At 40.6% G+C, this 18,929-nt stretch carries 17 protein-coding genes and 3 pseudogenes; 11 read left to right on the top strand and 9 right to left on the bottom strand.

Translation table 11 applies throughout. The features are described from left to right. Positions 1 to 70: 70 nt before the first annotated feature. Positions 71 to 184: pseudogene (locus B5D77_RS28165) on the bottom strand (transposase); the annotation flags it as partial. Positions 185 to 288: 104 nt separating this feature from the next. Here B5D77_RS28165 and B5D77_RS17465 point away from each other — a divergent pair. Both B5D77_RS17465 and B5D77_RS17460 read left to right on the top strand, forming a co-directional pair. Beyond that, positions 289 to 1,380 (top strand): ISAs1 family transposase, encoded by a 1,092-nt coding sequence (locus B5D77_RS17465; protein ID WP_106910022.1) that lies wholly within the window; start codon positions 289 to 291, stop codon positions 1,378 to 1,380. 743 nt (positions 1,381 to 2,123) lie between these two features. Beyond that, complete coding sequence (locus B5D77_RS17460; RefSeq protein ID WP_008203298.1) at positions 2,124 to 2,591, top strand: retroviral-like aspartic protease family protein; 468 nt, start codon at positions 2,124 to 2,126, stop codon at positions 2,589 to 2,591. Here B5D77_RS17460 and B5D77_RS17455 read toward each other — a convergent pair. Beyond that, entirely contained in the window at positions 2,586 to 4,247 is a 1,662-nt protein-coding gene (locus B5D77_RS17455) for a M14 family metallopeptidase (RefSeq protein WP_008203297.1), read from the bottom strand. The two genes, B5D77_RS17460 and B5D77_RS17455, sit on opposite strands and share 6 nt — an antisense overlap. 70 nt (positions 4,248 to 4,317) lie before the next feature. Here B5D77_RS17455 and B5D77_RS17450 point away from each other — a divergent pair, with 70 nt between their 5' ends. Further along, positions 4,318 to 4,530 (top strand): hypothetical protein, encoded by a 213-nt coding sequence (locus B5D77_RS17450; protein WP_002751038.1) that lies wholly within the window; start codon positions 4,318 to 4,320, stop codon positions 4,528 to 4,530. Here the strand turns inward: B5D77_RS17450 and B5D77_RS17445 are convergent. The 4 genes from B5D77_RS17445 to B5D77_RS17430 form a co-directional block, all read right to left on the bottom strand. Continuing rightward, a complete protein-coding gene (locus tag B5D77_RS17445; RefSeq protein WP_106909306.1) occupies positions 4,527 to 5,273 on the bottom strand; it encodes a circadian clock KaiB family protein in 747 nt (248 codons plus the stop codon). The genes B5D77_RS17450 and B5D77_RS17445 overlap by 4 nt on opposite strands. A gap of 90 nt (positions 5,274 to 5,363) precedes the next feature. After that, positions 5,364 to 6,683 carry a type IV pilus twitching motility protein PilT gene (locus B5D77_RS17440; protein WP_008203291.1) on the bottom strand — a complete coding sequence of 440 codons (1,320 nt, stop codon included), beginning with the start codon at positions 6,681 to 6,683 and terminating at the stop codon, positions 5,364 to 5,366. Positions 6,684 to 7,094: 411 nt separating this feature from the next. Continuing rightward, positions 7,095 to 7,997 carry a three-Cys-motif partner protein TcmP gene (locus B5D77_RS17435; RefSeq protein ID WP_106909305.1) on the bottom strand — a complete coding sequence of 301 codons (903 nt, stop codon included), beginning with the start codon at positions 7,995 to 7,997 and terminating at the stop codon, positions 7,095 to 7,097. A 14-nt stretch (positions 7,998 to 8,011) separates the two neighbouring features. Beyond that, on the bottom strand, positions 8,012 to 8,806 hold the full coding sequence (locus B5D77_RS17430; RefSeq protein ID WP_008203287.1) for a DUF5131 family protein: 795 nt from the start codon (positions 8,804 to 8,806) through the stop codon (positions 8,012 to 8,014). Positions 8,807 to 9,051: 245 nt separating this feature from the next. Between B5D77_RS17430 and B5D77_RS17425 the strand changes: the two genes are divergently transcribed. Beyond that, a complete protein-coding gene (locus tag B5D77_RS17425; RefSeq protein WP_106909304.1) occupies positions 9,052 to 10,017 on the top strand; it encodes a hypothetical protein in 966 nt (321 codons plus the stop codon). Further along, positions 10,014 to 10,424, top strand: a complete 411-nt coding sequence (locus B5D77_RS17420; RefSeq protein WP_008203283.1) for a PIN domain-containing protein — start codon at positions 10,014 to 10,016, stop codon at positions 10,422 to 10,424. The genes B5D77_RS17425 and B5D77_RS17420 overlap by 4 nt, the downstream gene beginning before the upstream one ends. On the opposite strand, the gene B5D77_RS17415 is transcribed toward B5D77_RS17420, so the two are convergent. Further along, positions 10,425 to 11,483: a TrkA family potassium uptake protein gene (locus B5D77_RS17415; RefSeq protein WP_002803175.1), complete on the bottom strand. Its 1,059-nt coding sequence runs from the start codon at positions 11,481 to 11,483 to the stop codon at positions 10,425 to 10,427. It lies immediately after the preceding gene. Between the two features lie 126 nt (positions 11,484 to 11,609). On the opposite strand from B5D77_RS17415, the gene B5D77_RS17410 reads away from it, so the two are divergent. The 6 genes and pseudogenes from B5D77_RS17410 to B5D77_RS17385 all read left to right on the top strand — a co-directional run bounded on the left by B5D77_RS17410 (position 11,610) and on the right by B5D77_RS17385 (position 17,406). Then, positions 11,610 to 12,893, top strand: coding sequence for an aspartate aminotransferase family protein (locus B5D77_RS17410; RefSeq protein ID WP_106909303.1), 1,284 nt, complete (start codon positions 11,610 to 11,612; stop codon positions 12,891 to 12,893). A 184-nt stretch (positions 12,894 to 13,077) separates the two neighbouring features. After that, positions 13,078 to 13,218: pseudogene (locus B5D77_RS17405) on the top strand (IS30 family transposase); the annotation flags it as partial. A 140-nt stretch (positions 13,219 to 13,358) separates the two neighbouring features. Next, positions 13,359 to 14,375 carry an Npun_R2821/Npun_R2822 family protein gene (locus B5D77_RS17400; RefSeq protein ID WP_106909302.1) on the top strand — a complete coding sequence of 339 codons (1,017 nt, stop codon included), beginning with the start codon at positions 13,359 to 13,361 and terminating at the stop codon, positions 14,373 to 14,375. A 237-nt stretch (positions 14,376 to 14,612) separates the two neighbouring features. Beyond that, positions 14,613 to 14,798: pseudogene (locus B5D77_RS27350) on the top strand (Uma2 family endonuclease); the annotation flags it as partial. Positions 14,799 to 14,801: 3 nt separating this feature from the next. Beyond that, the gene (locus tag B5D77_RS17390; RefSeq protein ID WP_106909301.1) at positions 14,802 to 16,937 is read left to right on the top strand and encodes a hypothetical protein; all 2,136 of its coding nucleotides are present in this window, start codon (positions 14,802 to 14,804) and stop codon (positions 16,935 to 16,937) included. Between the two features lie 76 nt (positions 16,938 to 17,013). Next, positions 17,014 to 17,406, top strand: a complete 393-nt coding sequence (locus tag B5D77_RS17385; RefSeq protein WP_106909300.1) for a hypothetical protein — start codon at positions 17,014 to 17,016, stop codon at positions 17,404 to 17,406. Positions 17,407 to 17,654: 248 nt separating this feature from the next. Here the strand turns inward: B5D77_RS17385 and B5D77_RS17375 are convergent, their stop codons facing one another. Both B5D77_RS17375 and B5D77_RS17370 read right to left on the bottom strand, forming a co-directional pair. Further along, on the bottom strand, positions 17,655 to 18,050 hold the full coding sequence (locus B5D77_RS17375) for a hypothetical protein (protein ID WP_106909299.1): 396 nt from the start codon (positions 18,048 to 18,050) through the stop codon (positions 17,655 to 17,657). Positions 18,051 to 18,332: 282 nt separating this feature from the next. Next, entirely contained in the window at positions 18,333 to 18,647 is a 315-nt protein-coding gene (locus tag B5D77_RS17370) for a hypothetical protein (protein ID WP_002735918.1), read from the bottom strand. Positions 18,648 to 18,929 lie beyond the last annotated feature (282 nt).

Here is an 18,929-nt window from a genome sequence, read left to right as displayed (position 1 = left end):
ATCGGAAAATATTCGGGAAATTAAGTCAGCTGCCCGCGTATCTAATCGTCGAATTGACATACTCCCACCGTCAAGCTACCCTGTGACGGGGAATTCTTGACCTATCACTATCGGAAATTCTTTGTTCAACGAGACACCTTAGATTCTCAATGTCTCCATTAAGAATCCAGAGACCGGACTCTCCCCCCCCTGCCCCCCTAGGGCTGTTTCATTCTCCCATCAGAATATCAAAAGTAAAAGCGATCACAGTCAGGTAAAATGAGGAGTGACCGCCAACTTTTGAAATATATGTTGAGCTTAATAGAAAAACTGAAACAAGTCAAGGACTTTAGGAAAGATCAAGGAAAAAGACACCCTTTATGGATAGTATTAGTAGTAATAATACTGGGAACAATGCTAGGATACTCAGGTTATAGAGAGCTAGGAGAGTTTGCTAAAAATAATCGGCACAGGCTCAGTCAAGAATTTAACATAATTCCAGAAAGAGTCCCATCCTATTCAACAATTAGAAGGGTAATGATGGGAGTTGAGTGGCAGATTTTGTTAAAAATGTTTAATGAATGGGCATTAGAAGAATATGGACAAAGAGATGATATAAATTGGCTAGGCATAGATGGAAAAAGTCTCAAAAACACCCTAAAGAATCCTAATGATGAACAACAAAATTTTATTATGTTTGTTTCATTGTTTAGTCAAGAAAGTGGCTTAGTATTACACTTAAAAAGAATCGAAAACAAAAAAGGGTCTGAAATCGAGGAAGGTCAAGCTATAATTGAAGATTGCTCTCTCCAAAATAAAGTTTTTACTGGCGATGCTTTACATTGTCAGAAAAAAACAATCAGCTTAATAGCCAAGAGTAAAAATGATTATGTTATCACCGTTAAAGGAAATCAGAAAAATCTTTATCAGCGAATACAAGACCTGAGTAATTCCTCAAAGCCAGAAAGTTGCTTTCTCGAACAAGATAATAGTCATGGACGAAAAATATCAAGAAAAATAGAAGTTTTTAAAGTGAGTAAAAATGAAAGACAAGGGTTTGAAAATCTACGAAGAGTTATTAAAGTAGAAAGAAGGGGTAGTCGCGGGGATAAAACGTATGAAGAAACAGCTTACTATATCAGTAGCCTAACTGAATCCGCTCAAGTATTTGCTAAAATTATTCGAGGACACTGGAAAATAGAAAATCAGTTACATTGGGTAAAAGATGTAATTTTTGAGGAAGATAAAAGCGAGATAAGTGATTTTCAAGCGGCCAGCAATTGGTCAATTCTCACAACCATAGGATTGAATCTTTTCAGAGGTTTGGGTTTTCTCTCAATAACAGAGGGACAGAGGTGGTTAGCTGAACGTTGGGAAAAACTGATAGTTTTATCGACGTAAGAAGCAGAAAAATTAGCTAAATTAACAGGATGTACTCTCAGACAATTTCAAGAGAGATAAGCTTTTAGTGTCTTGGGAACAAGCTTTATCACTTTATTCATAATAAATATTGGCAGAGGATTAAAGATTAGTTATTGTGACTAATTCTTTTGGTTAGAAAAAGATAAACTTGAGAATCTTCAGTCAAATTTATTGACTTAAAATCAGCTGTACTTAATTTAAATGAAACAGCCCTAGGGGCAGGGGGGCCGCACCCTGCCCCCACCAACAAACTTTTTGCCGCAAACCCTAAGTAGTCGTGCAAAATTAATTTCTTAGTCGAGATAGGAGACGGGAGATGGGAGATGGGAGACAGGCATCAGGGATCAGATTTGAGTTTTCAGTTCATTGTTTACTGGTGACTGAAAAAGCGTTCGGCTGACGGCTTAGATGTGTAATTAGGGCTTGCTGAATAATGGTAAAACCCTTTTAAAATAAGGCTTTTGACCTGTTAAAGTCCGATGTTCATGCTGCGAAAATAGGATTGGGACTTTCAAAAACCTGGCATTATCCTTCTTGTGGTACATCGCTTGGTACAAAAAACAAGGGCAACAAAGCCTGAAACGACCGGCTACTGACGACCGGCTACTGACTCCTACCCCCAGGAAAAACTTTTTGCCGCAAACCCTACTTAATTAAAATTACTAGACAAATTTGTTGGCAATTGTTCTGGTATAATTAGGGGTAGAATTGAGGGTAATATTATGGTTGAGCCAGCAGTTATTGCAGAGGATATGGGCAAAATCTACACCACCATTACAGTTATCAATCGCGCCGATCAAATTCGTGCGGAGGATGGTATGATCGCACCGGAACAAATTCGCTCTCTTACCCTAGAAAATGTCTTGGTAGATACGGGAGCAACTACTGTTTGTCTGGTGCCAGAAGTAATCTCCCGCTTGGGTTTACAGCTTTTAAAGGAAGTAGATGTGGCTACGGCTAAAGGCATAGGAAAAGCGAGAATTTTTCGCGATGCTACCTTGATTATTGCGGGACGGGAAGGGACTTTTGAATGTTTGGAATTACCCGGAGGTCAAAATAATTTATTAGGAGTAATTCCCTTAGAAGCTTTGGGATTAGAACCAGATCTTCGCAGCCAAAAATTGCGAGTTTTACCCACAGAATACAAGGATACTTATTTAACAATTTTATCGAACAAAATAGCTCTATAAAATTACTTTTTGTCTGACTGTTCCTGCTCTTTCAGCTATAGCGATAATCTCGATTTCTTGACCAGAAACTCCCTTAATCACCCATTCCACCGTACGGCGATAATCTAAACCGTGAGCCAGACTACTATATACTTTATTTGATCGCCCTTCTAAGTGACCGATTTCCTGCTCTAATTTTCCCACTATTAAACTCACCTCATCGGCTAAATTTAACTTGACTTGAATGGGACGAACTATCTTTCTTTCCAGTGCCTTTTTACTGGTATAAGTGGGTAAGAATCCCTGATTTTCTAACTGTAAAACCAGATGATAAATACCATTTCCCTCCGACTTAAGATCGAGACGAGAGATAGCCAAAAGAGGTGACATTAAAGCATGGGCAATAGTAAACTGACATTGTTTCTCACATAAATCCGGTAAATACTTTTCTGGAGCATTTTGCCAGACATTTTTAAAGTCCCAACCACCAATTTCCACCTCTCCCAATTGGGGATGATCAAAACTTTGCCAATTAATAAAACCCTTTCCCGCTAAATTCTCATCATTCCAACGCTGTAATTTCAATTCATCTTCCAAAGGATGCCAGCGAAACCATTGAATATAATCATCTTTTTTCACTCCTGCTTGGGTAGGTGCATCCCATAACTCCACCGTAAAACCATACCAACCAAAATGATCATAACCGTAATCATCCATGGCACCGTTAGTCACTTCTTTGGGATGATAACGAAAATCGTGATAGACAGAAACGCATTCATAACCAGTCATTGCCTTTCCCTTATCAGCAATATACTTATACATTTCTAAGTCTTCCACGGGGAAATATTCGTCGGGATGGGTGCTATAGGGACGCAACATGACTGCCGAATAGGTATGATAGGTAACGAAGCCATTAATATTAGTGTTATTTGCCCAAAATTCTGCTTCTGCACGGGTTTCTGGCTCAGAAAAAGGAAAATCTCCGGCTCCCTGTTGTTCCCCTTCAGGAACCCAATAAACGGGGTAATTGCGGTTAAAATCCAGACCCTCTAGGGTGGGGGCAGTGGTAAAATTATAGCCATCGTAATCGCGGATTAAACCTTCCGTGAGCAAAGTGTAAAAAGTTCCCTCAAATTCCTCTGGTTCGCGACGCACCATCAGGCGAGGATCTTGTTCAGAAATTTTCCAAGCGCCACAGCTATCTTTTTGGCGCATTTGTAAGATTAAACCATCGCCGTTAATATCTTCAGGATATAGCCCCGGTTTCTCGTCCCTGTGGGGATAGGGACGAATACTTGATCGTAACATATAGGGAGTGGTGAGATATTTTTCCGCTCCATCCACGGCCAATCGCGGCAAAATATAGACAGTGTAATGGTCAAGAAGTCTGGTAATTGAGGAATTATGACCGTATTGGCGCAAAAGATGAGAGATAGTGTAGAGAGCGACGGCAGAGCCTGTTACTTCCCCCGCATGGGTGTTAGCATCGATCCAATAGGCAGGTTTTTCTAAATAGGGGCCTGTGGCTTGATTTGTGAGGATGGTTAACCAGATGTCTCGATTTTCGTAGCTTTTACCGATCGAGGTGAGGCTAATTAAATTAGGATAGGATGAAGCTAGGTTTTTCAGGAAAGAAACTAATTCTTGGTAGGGGTAATAGTGGCTAAAATCAAACATAATCTTCTGCAACTAAAAAAAGGGATCTCGGGTTAATTTGAGAAAATATAGGATAATAACAGTAAAAACTATGGATAGTCAAGATATAGCTCGCTATATTGAAGAAACCAACGGGATTTCCAAGCCTTGGCTGTTGGTGCAATTGCGTCTCAAAAAACTGCAAGAACGTCGGGCCAGTCTTTCCCAACAGGAATACATCCAAGAATTGGATGATATTCAGCAAGACTTAATGAAATTGGGCGAATGGTGGCGAGGGATCGAGTCAGAAGTCTTTAAACCCTAAGCGGTGGCGATAATCTGTAATACTCGCGGTAAATCCTCAAATTCGCCGATGATGCGTTTCACTGGTTGCGGCCAAACCCGGACTAAAGTGGGAATAGCAGAGACATGATTGGATTCCGCTTGTTCTGGATGCTTAGAGATATCGATCACTTTCAGGGTATAGGGATGGTGTAATTCTCGTTCTAGAAGCTGATGGATCGATTCTAGGGTGTGTTTAGTATTGGCATTATTACCGGAGACAAATAACCGCAAAACATAACCCTTGGGACTAGGGTTAGTGTAGTCAGAGTCAGCAGCAATCGCCGAATTCGCAGCGGGGCACTCCTGATAACGGAGAATCAGATCGTGGGATTGCCAAAGTTGGGGAAACTGCTGACGATAGGTTTCTAAGATAGTGGGATTAGAGGATTGTTCCTGCCAGGGTACAGTAAACCAAGCTCGATCGTCCGTGGCGAAAATAGCATTTAATAAAGGCTGATAGCGACGGACAAGGGGATAGACTTCGGCTCTAGTATGAATGCGGTGACTGTAGGGATCTCGCCAGCGATCAATGGTAGCGGTAAAACCAGGAACTAAAAAATGGGGGGGTTCTGGCAACCCTAAAGCGGACTGGAGAGCAGCGCAGAGATTCAGATGCCAATGAGTTTGTTTATCAGGATCGATACAGTAAATCAGGTCGCCCCCGGGGGTAAACAGGGCGATGCCTTTAAAAATATCGGGCAACACAATTGCGGAAGTTGTCACTGGAGGGTTTCCCCTAGGGGATCAATAGGAGCTTCTATTTTTCTAGACTACTAAACTCTTGACCCCTCAAGGATTTCCTTCAGGGTTTTTCTAGATTCTACCCCGCAGCATCATCGCCATTTCATTGGGAACCGGGGACATTTCCAAGGCCACCTCCTCAGTAATCCGGCCCTCTTGATAGAGATTAAACAGAGATTGATTAGTGGTAATCATGCCATGGTATTCGCCATCTCTCATTAGTTCAATAATTTCGTCATTTTTGCCGCTGCAGATGTAATCTTTGACGGTTTCTGTGTTGACGAGAATATCGTGAAAAGCTGTCCGTTTGCTGTCGCTGGTACGACATAAACCCTGGGAAATAATACAAACCAGGGATTCTGCGATCGCCACCCGCATGGATTCCCGTTCCTCGGCGGTATAAAGAGTTAAAATCCGCTCTAGGGTTTTAACGGCGCTGTTGGTGTGCAGGGTTCCCATAACTAAGTGACCGGTTTGGGCAGCTTTCAGGGCCGTATTAACGGTGGATTTGTCGCGCATCTCCCCCACCAGAATAATATCCGGATCTTCCCGCAAAGAGGCTTTTAGGGCATTATCGAACTCGTGGGTGTGTATTCCCACTTCCCTTTGTTTGATCAAACTGCGACGACTTTGATGGACAAATTCGATCGGGTCTTCGATGGTGATAATATGTTTGGCTTTTTCTTTATTGATGTAATCGATCATTGCCGCTAGGGTGGTGGATTTTCCCGAACCCGTCGGACCGGTGATTAAAATCAATCCCTTATGCACATTGCACACATCCTGGAAGACCGCCGGTAAGCGCAATTGTTCCATAGTGGGGATTTTCATGGGAATCAGACGCAAAACCATCCCCGGACCGCGCAGACTTTCAAAGATATTAATCCGCACCCTAGCGAATTCGTACTGAGTGGCACCGTCAAATTCTAGGTCTTTTTTAAAGCGAAGGATTTCTTCTTCCCCTAGGATTTCCCGTAACCAACTATAAAAAGTGTTGATGTCAATTTCAGGATAGTCGAGAATAATCATTTCACCACGATCGCGCATCCGGGTTTTTTCTCCAACTCCCAGGTGAACGTCCGAATAACCCCGATCAAAGGCCATCCGGAGCAAATGTTCTAAGGTGGGTTGATTGGGAGCGCGACCGGGCCGGGGTGGGGTTTGGGGAGAAGCAGCCTGACTGGGAGTACGATTTTGGGGAGGACGTGGGGCGGAAATTTGACCATTTTGGGCCATATTAGCGACGTTTTTGTTCGGTGTCGCCACCTGTTGGCTTATTTCTTGAGTTATCCCCGTGCTAGTTCCCGTGATTAACTCTGAGGAAGGCATCGGCAGGGAGGGAACCGGCAGCGGCTGCAGTGGTCGCGAGGAAGAATTGGGATTTTGACTCATGAGCAATAGGGGGTTTTTCCTTTACTATTCCCTGATTGTACTAACATCCTATCAAATCATCCCCAATTTCTCAATTCCTCACAGACCCTAGATTGAGGAGTACGGAGTCAGTAGTCTCCGAGTCAGGAGACAGGAGACAGGAGACAGGAGACAGGAGACAGGAGACAGGAGACAGGAGACAGGAGACAGGAGACAGGAGACAGGAGACAGGAGATTATTTTTATTTATTCTTCCCACTTCCCCACTTCATAATTCATAATTCATAATTCATAATTCATAATTCATAATTCCCCCTCTCCTATACCTTTTAAACAGGATTTAGACCCCAAAATTGTTACAATGGAGGTTTAGGGCTAATGATTTTGACTACTCAAGTTTGAGCGAGTTTGACTTGAAATATAAAAACAAAAATTACAAGGATAATTTTAGTTTTTCGTAACGTTTAAAAATATCGTTAGTAATTTTAATGGCTTTTTCATTGTGACTGGCCAAGCACAAAGCATATAAAGCGGCATTCTTAGAATTTTTCATGATAACTGGGTTGCTAACGCAGGGAAAAAGTGTTTTTAATCTTTCTGTATATAAATCTGCTAATCTATCGGCAGAGATTTTGTTACGACTGGCATTAGGTTCTTGATTATCAAACAAATTTAATTGAATATTTTGTGGTGGTTGATAAATTTGCTCTAGCCAATCTACGTTACCCATTACTTTATTCAAACGTTCTAATGCCTCTGCTTCTGGTTCTTTATCCTTTGGCAAAAGCCGAGTAACTCCCATCAACGAAAAGTTAATAAAAATATCGCAAGCTTTAGTTTTTGCTAATTTGATAATAGTTTCCCAATCTACTTGTAATCCATAGGGATCTAAAAAAACAAAGGCTCGTTGAGTAAATTTTTTCTTGAGCAATAAATTGGGTATAATATCGTTACATAAAATCTCATTACAGTTACCGCAACAGACATGAATTTCACGGTCAGAAAACTCCTCACATAAACGTTCTAAACGTTCCGTGCGTTGAGGGGAAGTATCAATAAACCAGTAACTATCAAATGGTGGTTCTGTTCGCAAAGCACGCAGGGGAGAACCTTCAATATATCGTTGTTCATCTTCCTTCGCTGTTGGTCTCACGGAACCAGCAAAAGCGTCTATATAGTAATAAGCTTTAAGCCAAGGTTTTTTTCTGGGATTCTTGGGAGTTTTTTGATTATTCATGATCACAGAATAAGCGTTGAGATACTGAGCGAGTAAATCTAACTTATCCTCAGACCATTTACCAATAATATCTTCGCCTTCTTGCCCTCGTTGACTCATATCGATAACTTTGTTTAGGTCAATGTTAATAAATTATTTTGTTCTTTATTTTTTGAGAGTTTTTTTAGGGAGGAACCTGCTCTGATTGTCCATTTAGCATTGTGTTCGTTCCAAGCAGCAGGCATTTCATCCCAAATACGCTCATCAAGCATTCTACCACCAGCTTTGGAATAGTTACCACCCCATTGCTTAAAGAAAAAAGCGACTTTAGATTCTCTGGTTTGAGCCAAAATTTCCCTAACCCAATCTGGCTCTATGGGACGATGTTGATAGCCTGATTCACCGCCAACAATAACCCAATCAATCAGCGATAAATCCAGATTTAGTGGTCCTAAAAGAGGTTCACAGGAAAGAAAACGTACTTTGGCTGGTACTGTTTTTAAAGCCTCAATTCTATGGGTATATTGCTGACTTTCTACAGAGACACCCATCCAGATATTTTCCGACCATTCCAGTTTATCTGCTAAAGTTGCTAGTTTTTGAGGGCGCTTAGTCAAAATTTGATAAATATGCCAAGGAGTGTCTCGCATCACCGCAAAGATTTCCTGTAAATAGCCAAAGTCTAAATCTTCATGAAAAAGATCACTCATCGAATTGACGAAAATTCGACTCGGTGTGCGCCATTTTTTCGGCTGTTCTAGTCTTTCTCGATGAATAGTAAAATTAAAACCTGTGGGAAAACTTCCCGGAAAACGCATTGTTATTGCTTCTGCATAGCAATGACGACACCCCGGACTCACCTTTGTACAACCAGTGGTGGGATTCCAAGTTTTGTCCGTCCATTCAATACCAGTTTTACTACTTGACATTTTTTTACCAGATACTTCAATATGAGGTTAAACTTTTAACAAAGTATTATAGTACAAATTATCTAAGTAGGATCAAAGGCTGACAAAAATTAATGCTACTGCCAGATCTCTCCCGATCTCCCTCAGAGGCTATAGTAACTATAATCACCCTTTCAGACCCCAAAATTGTTACAATGGAGGTTTAGGGCTAATGATTTTGACTACTCATTTCTGTTTGATCGTCAGTTTTAGGAGAGGTAAATACGATGAATAGTCTGCAAACTTCAGTCGAACGGGAAAATTTAGGACAATTTTTGTTAGAAAATCTGCAAGATATTACAGATAAACTCGATCAAATTGTCACCGATTCTGATCGGATAATACTGGATAATTTACTACAAGAAACTCAGATTTTACTTGAGCAAGTTAAGGATAACTCTAAAACTTATCAAGCAAGAGCCGATATATTTTGTCAAATTAATCAACTATGGTTTCAGGTATGGAAACAATATAAGAATGAGGTTTCGGCACGGGAATTAATCCAATATATAGACCAATTTACTAATCAAATTACTGCCTATAGTCAATTATTTATCGGTCTTGCTCAGATCAATGAGGGAAAGACTGGTGAGGAAAAAGCCGATTTAATCAGAGTGGTGGAAGGTTCACGCATTCTCTCGGAAACCATAGATGTGTTTATTGATATGTTTGCCGATTCAGAACTAGAGCAAATTGACAAGGGATCTAAAAATACTCTATCGGTTTCTAATCGTACTATAACCGAATATTTCCAAGATACTGAAACATCCCATTTAGTCACACAACTGAGAGCCTATAGTAGTTTAATAATTTTCAGAATTCAAGAGGGATTTAATTCTAGGAATGTATCCTCAGAAAATACCTCTCATTCCCTAACAGATAATTTCAATGATATTGATGCCTCTAGACAAAATTTAACAGATTTGGTCAATTTGGAAACTGAAAAATCTTCGTCTGAAAACTGGTTAGATAATCTTTCTGGATCAATTTCTAATGAGGAGGCTTTTGAGAAAGCATTAGAATATGGGCGTGTTTTTCGTCAAAATGTATCCTCAGAAACTACCTCTCATTCCCTAACAGATGATTTAAGCGATCTTGATCCTTGGACAAGAGACTTAGTGGGGGTTGTTGATTTAGGATCAGAAGACCCAAAAGAATCGTATATTGATTATTTAGTGGATAAGTATCGGTGAAACGAGTCCTATTCGATAGTGATGTATTGCTAGATGTTTTGGGTAAGCGTGAACAATATTTTCCCGCATCTGTACAAGCATTAAATACAGTTAAGACAGGTAAAACTCAAGGATATATTTCTGGTCATGCCGTCACTAATATTTATTATATTTTGTCTAAACAAAACGGAAGGGAAAGCTCAAGAAAATTGGTGATAAGTCTTCTAGAGAATTTACAAGTTGCTAGAGTGACAGACGCAATAATTAGGCAAGCATTGGCAAGTCAGATGAAAGATTTTGAAGATGCCGTTACCAGTGCCGTTGCTGAATCGGAAAAGCTAGAGATAATCATAACGCGAAACTTAAGAGATTTTGCCGCTTCCCCCGTTCCCGCAATGCTACCAGCCGATTTTTTATCGATTCTTTAACTAATGCTTCGGTAAACGTAAACCATCCGATCGCATGGGGATTAAAATCTGAGTTAAACTGCGTAATTGTTCGGCCGTTCCCATACAAATTAACAGATCCCCGGCCATTAATTCCGTATCGCCAGTGGGTCCCCCGATTAGCGTACCATCGGCGCGACGTATAGCCAAAACTAAGGCCCCCGATCGAGATCTTAAATGTGCTTGACTAAGACTTAAACCCACACAGGGACAAGTCCTCGGATCGATTAAAAATTCCTCCATATAAAACGATCGATCGGTTCCGGTTAGAATACCATCAACAAAATCCATCACCTGGGGTCGTAGGGCTGCGGCCGCTAATCTTCTACCGCCGGTAATATAGGGAGATACTACCGCATCGGCCCCGGCCCGTTGTAATTTTTGTACTGCTTCCTCGGTACTGGCCCTAGCAATGGCACGAATTTTCGGATTAAGAGTTTTAGCGGACAAAACTGTATATAAATTCTCCGCATCGGAAGTTAAAGCGGCCACAATACAAATAGCGCGTTCGATTCCTGCCATTTGTAAAGATTTATCTAAGGTGGCATCTCCTTGAACAACAATATAATTTAATTCTTTGGCCCGATTTACCTGTAGGGGGTCCGTATCAATGACTACAAAAGGAATATTTTCGGCGTAAAATTCGATCGCCACCTGTCTCCCCGTGCGACCCAAACCACAGATGATATAGTGTTCCGATAGTCGATCGATCAAGCGTTTCTCCTGTCTCTGTTTGAGTCCCTCTTGAAAATAGCCTTGAATTAAAGCTTCGGTTAAGCGATTAACAATATAACCGATGCTGACTACTCCCATGATAATCAAAACCATTGTAAACAATCGTCCCCGTTCACCTAGGGGATTAATTTCGCCAAAACCGACGGTAGCGAGGGTACTAATCGTCATATAGGCCGAATCTAGCCAACTCCAACCCTCGATCAGATGATACCAAAGCGTACCCAGCAAAAATACCACAATCAGGGCAAAAATTCCCCCGATTAATTCCTGACGCAGACGACGATATTTATCTTCACTGATAGACAAGCAAAATTCACCCCTAAGACTGTCTAGTAAATTACAATGAAATCAGTTTTTAATCTAAATAACCCGTCCTTCTCAGACGGATTTGATTATAATTTCCCCTATGTCTAATCGCGCAGGAGTTCCCCAGTGAGTCCAGAAACCCTTTTAGAACCAACCCTAGTTGATCCCACTTCCAATTTAAACCCGAATCAACCCTTTGATCGAGATAGTTTTAACAGCTATGTGATGAATACTTATGGTCGTTTTCCCATTGCGATCGCCAAAGGGTTAGGCTGTCTTCTCTGGGATACTTCCGGTAAACAATACCTTGATTTTGTCGCAGGAATTGCCACCTGTACCCTCGGTCACGCGCACCCTGCTTTAATTGAAGTGGTTAGCCAGCAAATCCAAAAACTCCATCATGTCTCGAATTTATACTATATTCCCGAACAAGGGGAACTAGCTAAATGGATTGTCGATCATTCCTGCGCTGATAAAGTCTTTTTCTGTAATTCTGGTGCGGAAGCGAACGAAGCGGCGATTAAATTAGTACGAAAATATGCCCATACGGTGCTAGATTTCCTGGAACAGCCGGTTATTTTAACCGCTCACGCTAGTTTTCACGGTCGCACTTTAGCTACCATCACCGCAACTGGTCAACCGAAGTACCAAAAAGACTTTGAACCCCTGATGCCGGGGTTTGCCTATATTCCCTATAATGATATCGAAGCGGTGGAAAATGCGATCGCTGATCTCGATGAGGGTAATCGTCGGGTGGCTGCGATTATGTTGGAACCGCTGCAGGGTGAAGGGGGAGTACGTCCGGGAGCTATCGAATATTTCCAACGTTTACGGCAAATTTGCGACGAAAATAACATTTTGCTTGTCTTTGATGAAGTACAGGTGGGAGTGGGAAGAACTGGTAAACTCTGGGGTTATGAGAATTTGGGGGTAGAACCGGATATTTTCACTTCTGCTAAGGGTTTAGCGGGGGGTATTCCCATCGGTGCGATGATGTGCAGAAAGTTCTGTGATGTGTTTGAACCGGGTAGTCATGCGAGTACCTTTGGGGGTAATCCGTTCGCTTGTGCCTCAGCTTTAACAGTATTACAAACCATTGAACGGGATCACATTCTCGAAAATGTCCAGCACCGAGGGGAACAATTACGCAGCCGTTTACGCGCAATTGCTTCTCAATATCCCCATCTATTTGTCGATGTGCGCGGTTGGGGTTTAATTAATGGTCTGGAAATTAATTCAGAAAGTGAGTTGGTTTCATCTACTATTGTTAATGCAGCCTTGGCCGAGGGTTTATTAATTGCTCCCGCAGGTCCGAAAGTTCTCCGTTTTGTACCGCCTTTAATCGTCTCGGAAACAGAAGTAGATGAGGCTATGGATAAGCTAGAAGCAGCCATCGCTAAAGTGGTTTAATTTCAGTTATCAGTTATCAGTTATCAGATGTAAGTTTTAAGTTGACAGTTTCCAGTGGGTGGGTGGAATTAAATATATAGCGTTTCCCAATCTCATGAGGTACACCAAAATCTTAACTCCTGACTCCTCAAAACTTAAGACTCTGTACCTCACAACTATGAAAATTGCTATAAGATGAACGTAGAATTGTAAAATCCTTAAGCCAGAGGAGGTAGAAAGAGCCGTAAACTTGATTAACAATCGTCCTCGAAAATGTCTTGACTATCGTATCCCGAATGAGGTATTCTATGAAGGTAGATTAGACAGTGATGCAATTCAGACTTGAATTGGCCTACTAAAGATAGGGGACTTGCGGAGGAAGGAATAATATCCCAGCCAGACAATCGCTCTGTAGAAGAATCAGACAATCCCTAAATGTACATGATCAAAGCTCAAGTCGCTAGAGCAAGAAATTAAGGAGTTAGAATGTTTTCAAAGAGAGGAATATATACGTTAGCTAATGATAACTTATACGATCAGCTAATTGCCCTTATTAATAGCATCAGGACTAATTATGACAAAAATATTCCAATCTGCATAATTCCTTATGACGATAGGGTTGACAAAATTAAATCTCTCAAGATAGATAATGTTTTTCTTTTTGACAATCAATCATCAATTGAAAAATGGTCTAATTTTGCATCAGAAGTATGGAGCGATCAGAGGTTTCTATCTCGAAAGAAATCTGCTTGGTATCATGGGTCAAACACCATAAGAAAACTATGTTCATTTGATGGTCAATTTGAATACTTTGTCTATATTGATAGTGATGAGCTAGTAATGTCTTCATTAGAGGATTGCTTCAATAAACTAACAGAGTATGATTGTGTTTTTGACGACTGGGAACATAATAAAGAAGACTGTTTTCTAGATACCAAAATGATTATAAGAAAATATCCATCTCGTGCTATTCAAGACATAAAATCTTGTTGTCATTGCTCTGATTTTTTCGCAGCTAAATCAAGCTTGTTAAATTCCGACACTTTAGCGCAAATTAAACTTGCACTACTGCATGAAGCGGAAGTGAACTTTATCAATGAGCGAGGTTGGTGGGATGAGGTCTACCTTTTTAGCTATATTACGTTTAAACTTAACTGGAAATTTTTCAACTATACGTTGAGTGAAAAATCTGAAGAGAGAACTGGAAATATTGCCGGTGTAAATCCTTTTGTGGAGAAGGATTATGTGCTTTACAACAAGCAAGGATTAAAGCCAGTTCACAGAATTCATTATATGGGTTATGGCTCAGATAGATTCAAGAGGTTATGTGGCGGAGAAGATATTGATATACCGCATCGAGACGTTTTTCTGTATTACAGATTTTTGGAAGAACCTGAAGCAAAACCGAAGCGCCTCAAGAAAGCAAATTTTTTAATAAAAGCTATGCATTCACTTGAGAAAAACTTAAAAAAGTTAAAAAAGAAGGTAGCCAATTTGTTTTGATGGACATGATCAACTACTTTACTGTGTCTGCATCTTGTCCAACGCATCTTAAAGAACACATAACAGTTTTACTAATACACCATTCTAGCTCAATACCAAGACTTCCCCCATACAGTCCTTACTGCCTGGAGCTTCTCAGAAAAAATTGACAAGCGATTACTGGGTACATTTTCCCCTTGAAAATGGCTGTACTGTTTACTGTATCTAGAGTAGAGCGATTCCACGGTTAAGTTCAGATATATTAAACTTGACCCCGATAGTCGAGGGATAATTTACTCGCAGGTTTTCCCCGATCTTTGGTTAGATGTTAATGCTTTATTAGGGGGTAACTTGGGACAAGTTTTGACAGTTTTACAGCAAGGTTTAGCCAGTCAAGAACATCAAGATTTTCTAAAAATATTATCTCAAAAAACTGATAACTGATTTATGTGGCATCCTGACGCTTATCAAGCTTTAATTGCCGAGAATTATCGCCAAGTTGCGGCAATCTACGAGGAACTAATCGATAACAATCCCGAAAATATTTCTGACTATTGGTACTTGGGAGTTGCCTATCTTCTGCAAAATTTAGAAGCAGAAGCGCAGGTAATGTGGCAAAATGTTTTAAGGGAAGGTAATCTGGAAGAAGTTAAGCAATGGCAAGCAGAATTAGAAGCGGTTTTAGACGCAGAAGCGCGACGACAACAAAGAAAAGGTGATCTGGCAGCCGTAGAATATTTTCGCTATCATCTACAGGAAATTGTTCCCAAGTCAATTAATAATTTATTAGCTTTATTCGACTTAGCTTTAGATTTAGAAATATTCGCTCCAGGAGAACTACTTAATTATCCTATTCAAGAGAATCTCAGATCTAATCCTGATCGAGAATTGCTTTTAAATGTAGTTCTCAAAAGTCTTTTATATCCCCACGAATTAACTTTAGATTTAGCTCAAGCAAGTTTACCTTACTTAGGGGAATTAGCTGATAGTTTTATCCCGCAAGCTTTTCAGATAGCAGCACGAGTCACCAAGGAGCAACAAAGTCCCGCTTTTGGAGTAGAAATTATTAAACTTTGTCTGCAATTAAGACCAAATGATCTGAGTCTTTTGGAACAGTTAGTTAACCTCTATATTTTAGCAGAAGACTTTGATAATTCTTTGATAACTGCCTATCAGTTGCGAGAAATTTGTCTAACCCCAACCCTAAAGTTATACAGTAATTATCTAATTTTATTAATACTTTTGCGCTGGGGAGTTTGGCAAGAAATTGATCATATCTATCAAGAATATCAGAATTTATTACAGGAATTAACCCGTCGGAAAAATATTACTCTAGAACCGATTATTAAAACTAGCTTCCTCAATGTTTCTAGTCCCCTACCCTACCTAGGCGATCGAGCCTTAGCCAATCGACAATTAACTAATCGCATCGCCGAAATTTTCCTTGATAATAATAGTTTAAAAACTCCTTTTATTACTATAAAAAAAGCTCCAGAAAAACTAACGATTGGTTATCTTGCCAGTACCTTAAAACATCATTCTGTCGGTTGGTTAAGTCGTTGGTTAATTCACCATCACGATCGAGAAAAATTTCAAATAGCCATCTATACTATTAACCAAGAAGAAGATGAAATTACCCGTCAATGGTTCCGGGATAGCCGAGATATTATCCGTCATTTTCCCTACGCTCAAAATCCCCTAGAAGTTGCCCAACAAATTCAACAAGATCGGATAGATATTCTGGTAGATTTAGACAGTTTAACTCATAATCTCACCAATCAGATTATCGCCCTGAAACCCGCAGCAAAACAAGTGACTTGGTTAGGTTGGGATGCTTCTGGATTAGCAACTATTGATTATTATATCGCCGATCCCTACGTTTTACCCCAGCAAGCGAAGGAATATTATCGAGAAAAAATCTATCGTTTACCAGAGACATATTTAGCAGTGGATGGTTTTGAAATCGGCACTCCCAATCTCCGTCGAGAAGATTTAGAAATTCCCCCCGATGCTACCATCTATTTTTCCGTACAAAGTGGCATGAAACGCCATCCTGATACTATTAAACTTCAGATGAAAATTATCGCACAAGTCCCTAATAGTTATTTTCTGATTAAGGGAGTCGGTAAGACTGAAAAAATTCAAGAATTATTTACTGAAATAGCGATTCGCGAGGGAGTTAATCCCCAAAGATTGCGGTTTTTACCGAGAGATATAGATGAATATACCCATCGCGCTAATTTACAGATTGCCGATGTGGTATTAGATACCTATCCCTACAATGGCGCTACCACCACCTTAGAAGTTTTATGGCAAGGAATCCCTTTAGTTACATTGGTAGGAGAACAATTTTCCGCCCGCAATAGTTATACTTTTATGATTAATGCTGGGATTGAAGCCGGAATTGGCTGGAATGAGGCAGAATATATCGACTGGGGAGTAAAATTAGGACTCGATCGCTCCCTTCGTCAAGACATCAGCCATCAACTGTTAGGAAATCGTGACACAGCCCCCCTCTGGCAAGGGAAAAAATTCGCCCAAAATATGGAAAATGCCTATTTAAAAATCTGGCAGGGAAATTGATAATGAGAAAGTTATCCGCAATCAATAAAGTATCGAATCTGGGCAAGAAAAATTCAACTAAATAGGAGTTTAACTGATGACAGCCGCAACTGAAAAAGATTTAAAAAGACTAGAGGATTTAATCATCGGTATTGCCAACGGACAAAAGGCGATCGAAAACCGACTAACCAGCATGGAAAACCGACTAACCACCCTGGAAAACGGACAGAAGAATTTAGAGTTAGGGCAGTCGGAAATTAAAGGCGATATCCGAACCCTAGACGCGAAGATAGAGGGTTTAAGCGATCGAGTTAAAGTTATAGAGAACGCGGCGGGAAAAACCACCGATCTCGCCGAAAAAGTCGGAGAATTGAAAAACTGGAAACAGATCGGAGTAGTGGTGATCACCGCTTCGCTCAGTTCGATCCTCAGTGGTGTTACGGGTGGGGTAATCGGTTGGCTAATCCGAGCGGCGAAAGTTAATCCCTAATGGTGTTGCTGAATCAAGAATATGAATGCTGATTTTGCACCCGTCCACCAGTCAACCTAGTCCTAGGTTTTAAAAATTGCCCAAGAAGACAGGTGATAATTATCGCCAAAATACTCTAGGCAGTAACCTAAATAACCAACCTCAAAAAAACTCTCTGCTACACTTGAGTCAGTAGATGCACCCTGATGAAAAAGGAGAGCTTTCTTTGACTCTCCTTTTTTTTTGTTGAGAAAGCAATCCGAGGGGATTTAGCCGCGGTTAGCAGGTAGTTTCGCCTTGCGTGCCATGTCTTTGAAACCATTCAAACTTGGACCAGGGCGACGGCGAGACATACTAGGAGTAATCAAGTATTTTGTCGCAAATTCCACTTCTTGCGGCTCTACTTTACCGTTAGTAGCGGCTACGGGTGCCGGTGCGCTCACAGGAGCGGCGGGAGTTTCTTTTACTTGCTTTTCTTTCTTAATAGAAGTTTTTTGGTTTTTTTTCTCGGCTACAGGGGCGGCAGCAGATTCCACAACAGGTGCGGGCGCTTCCACAATAGGTGCGGCTGCTGCCGTGGTTGCTGTTGCTTGTTGTTCACCATCGGTTTCTTTTAGTTCTAGGTAAAAGTCAGATTTTTTGCCACCAAAGAGATTTTTTAACATCGGGGATCACTCCGAGAGTTGGGAAAATGTAAAAGACTAGGTATTTAAAAATTTATCATTGACCGGGATCAGGCAGCAAACAAGATTATTCTCTTGACAATTTCTCTGCTTCATCTATTTTTCTTTGGATAATCCCTAACAGAAAAAGTTTTTAAAAACAAGTTAAATTTACAAAAATTAACAAAAATCAAGAACGAGAAACCCCGACGCAAACAAGGGCAAAAACTGCTAGAGACGTTGCTGACAACGTCTCTAGATTATTTATTGGAGATTTGGTCGGATTTAGCTGGCTGCGGGTACACGGCTGCCGCTAACTCCGGGGACAGGACCACGACGAATGTTGGTTTCCGCTTCGATGGGAACGAATTCAATATGATTGAGGAGGGTAGTAACGAAAGCAAAGAGTAAAAAAGGCAAAGAGAGGACGACGACTAACCCCACGGTAGCGAGGGCAAAAATTTGTCTAGTGCTACTCCAAAGAGCTAGAGTGGAAGCCAGAGTAAGAAAAATAACGATTAACCAAACGATTATTTGTCCGTAAATATCTCCGAAGGTGAGGGTGCAAACCATGCGATAGTTACGAAAATCCTTATCCATAACAGTAAACCCGTAGATAGTCAGTTATTGTTTCAGGGTAAGTCTAGAATCGTCACCTTGGTCAATATTTAAAGGTTTTTATAAACACTTGTTGATAAATCTTTACAATTCTGCGCCGAGCGGGTGGCCAAATCTAGAAGTAAGAGCGGTATTGTTTGGTTGCCCTTCTGGAAAACTAAGTTGCTCTCCTAAGAATTGATAAGAATTGCTAAGAATTAGCAAAAAACTGGCCAAAACTTTGGCGAACGCTCTTTACAATTAAGTTAGAAGGGCAAGGAGGAG

Origin of the sequence: Microcystis sp. MC19 (assembly GCF_003019735.1) — a bacterium.
Lineage (GTDB): Bacteria > Cyanobacteriota > Cyanobacteriia > Cyanobacteriales > Microcystaceae > Microcystis.
The sequence above is the reverse complement of the archived record's forward strand: the minus strand, read 5'-3'. Positions and strand labels throughout refer to the sequence as shown.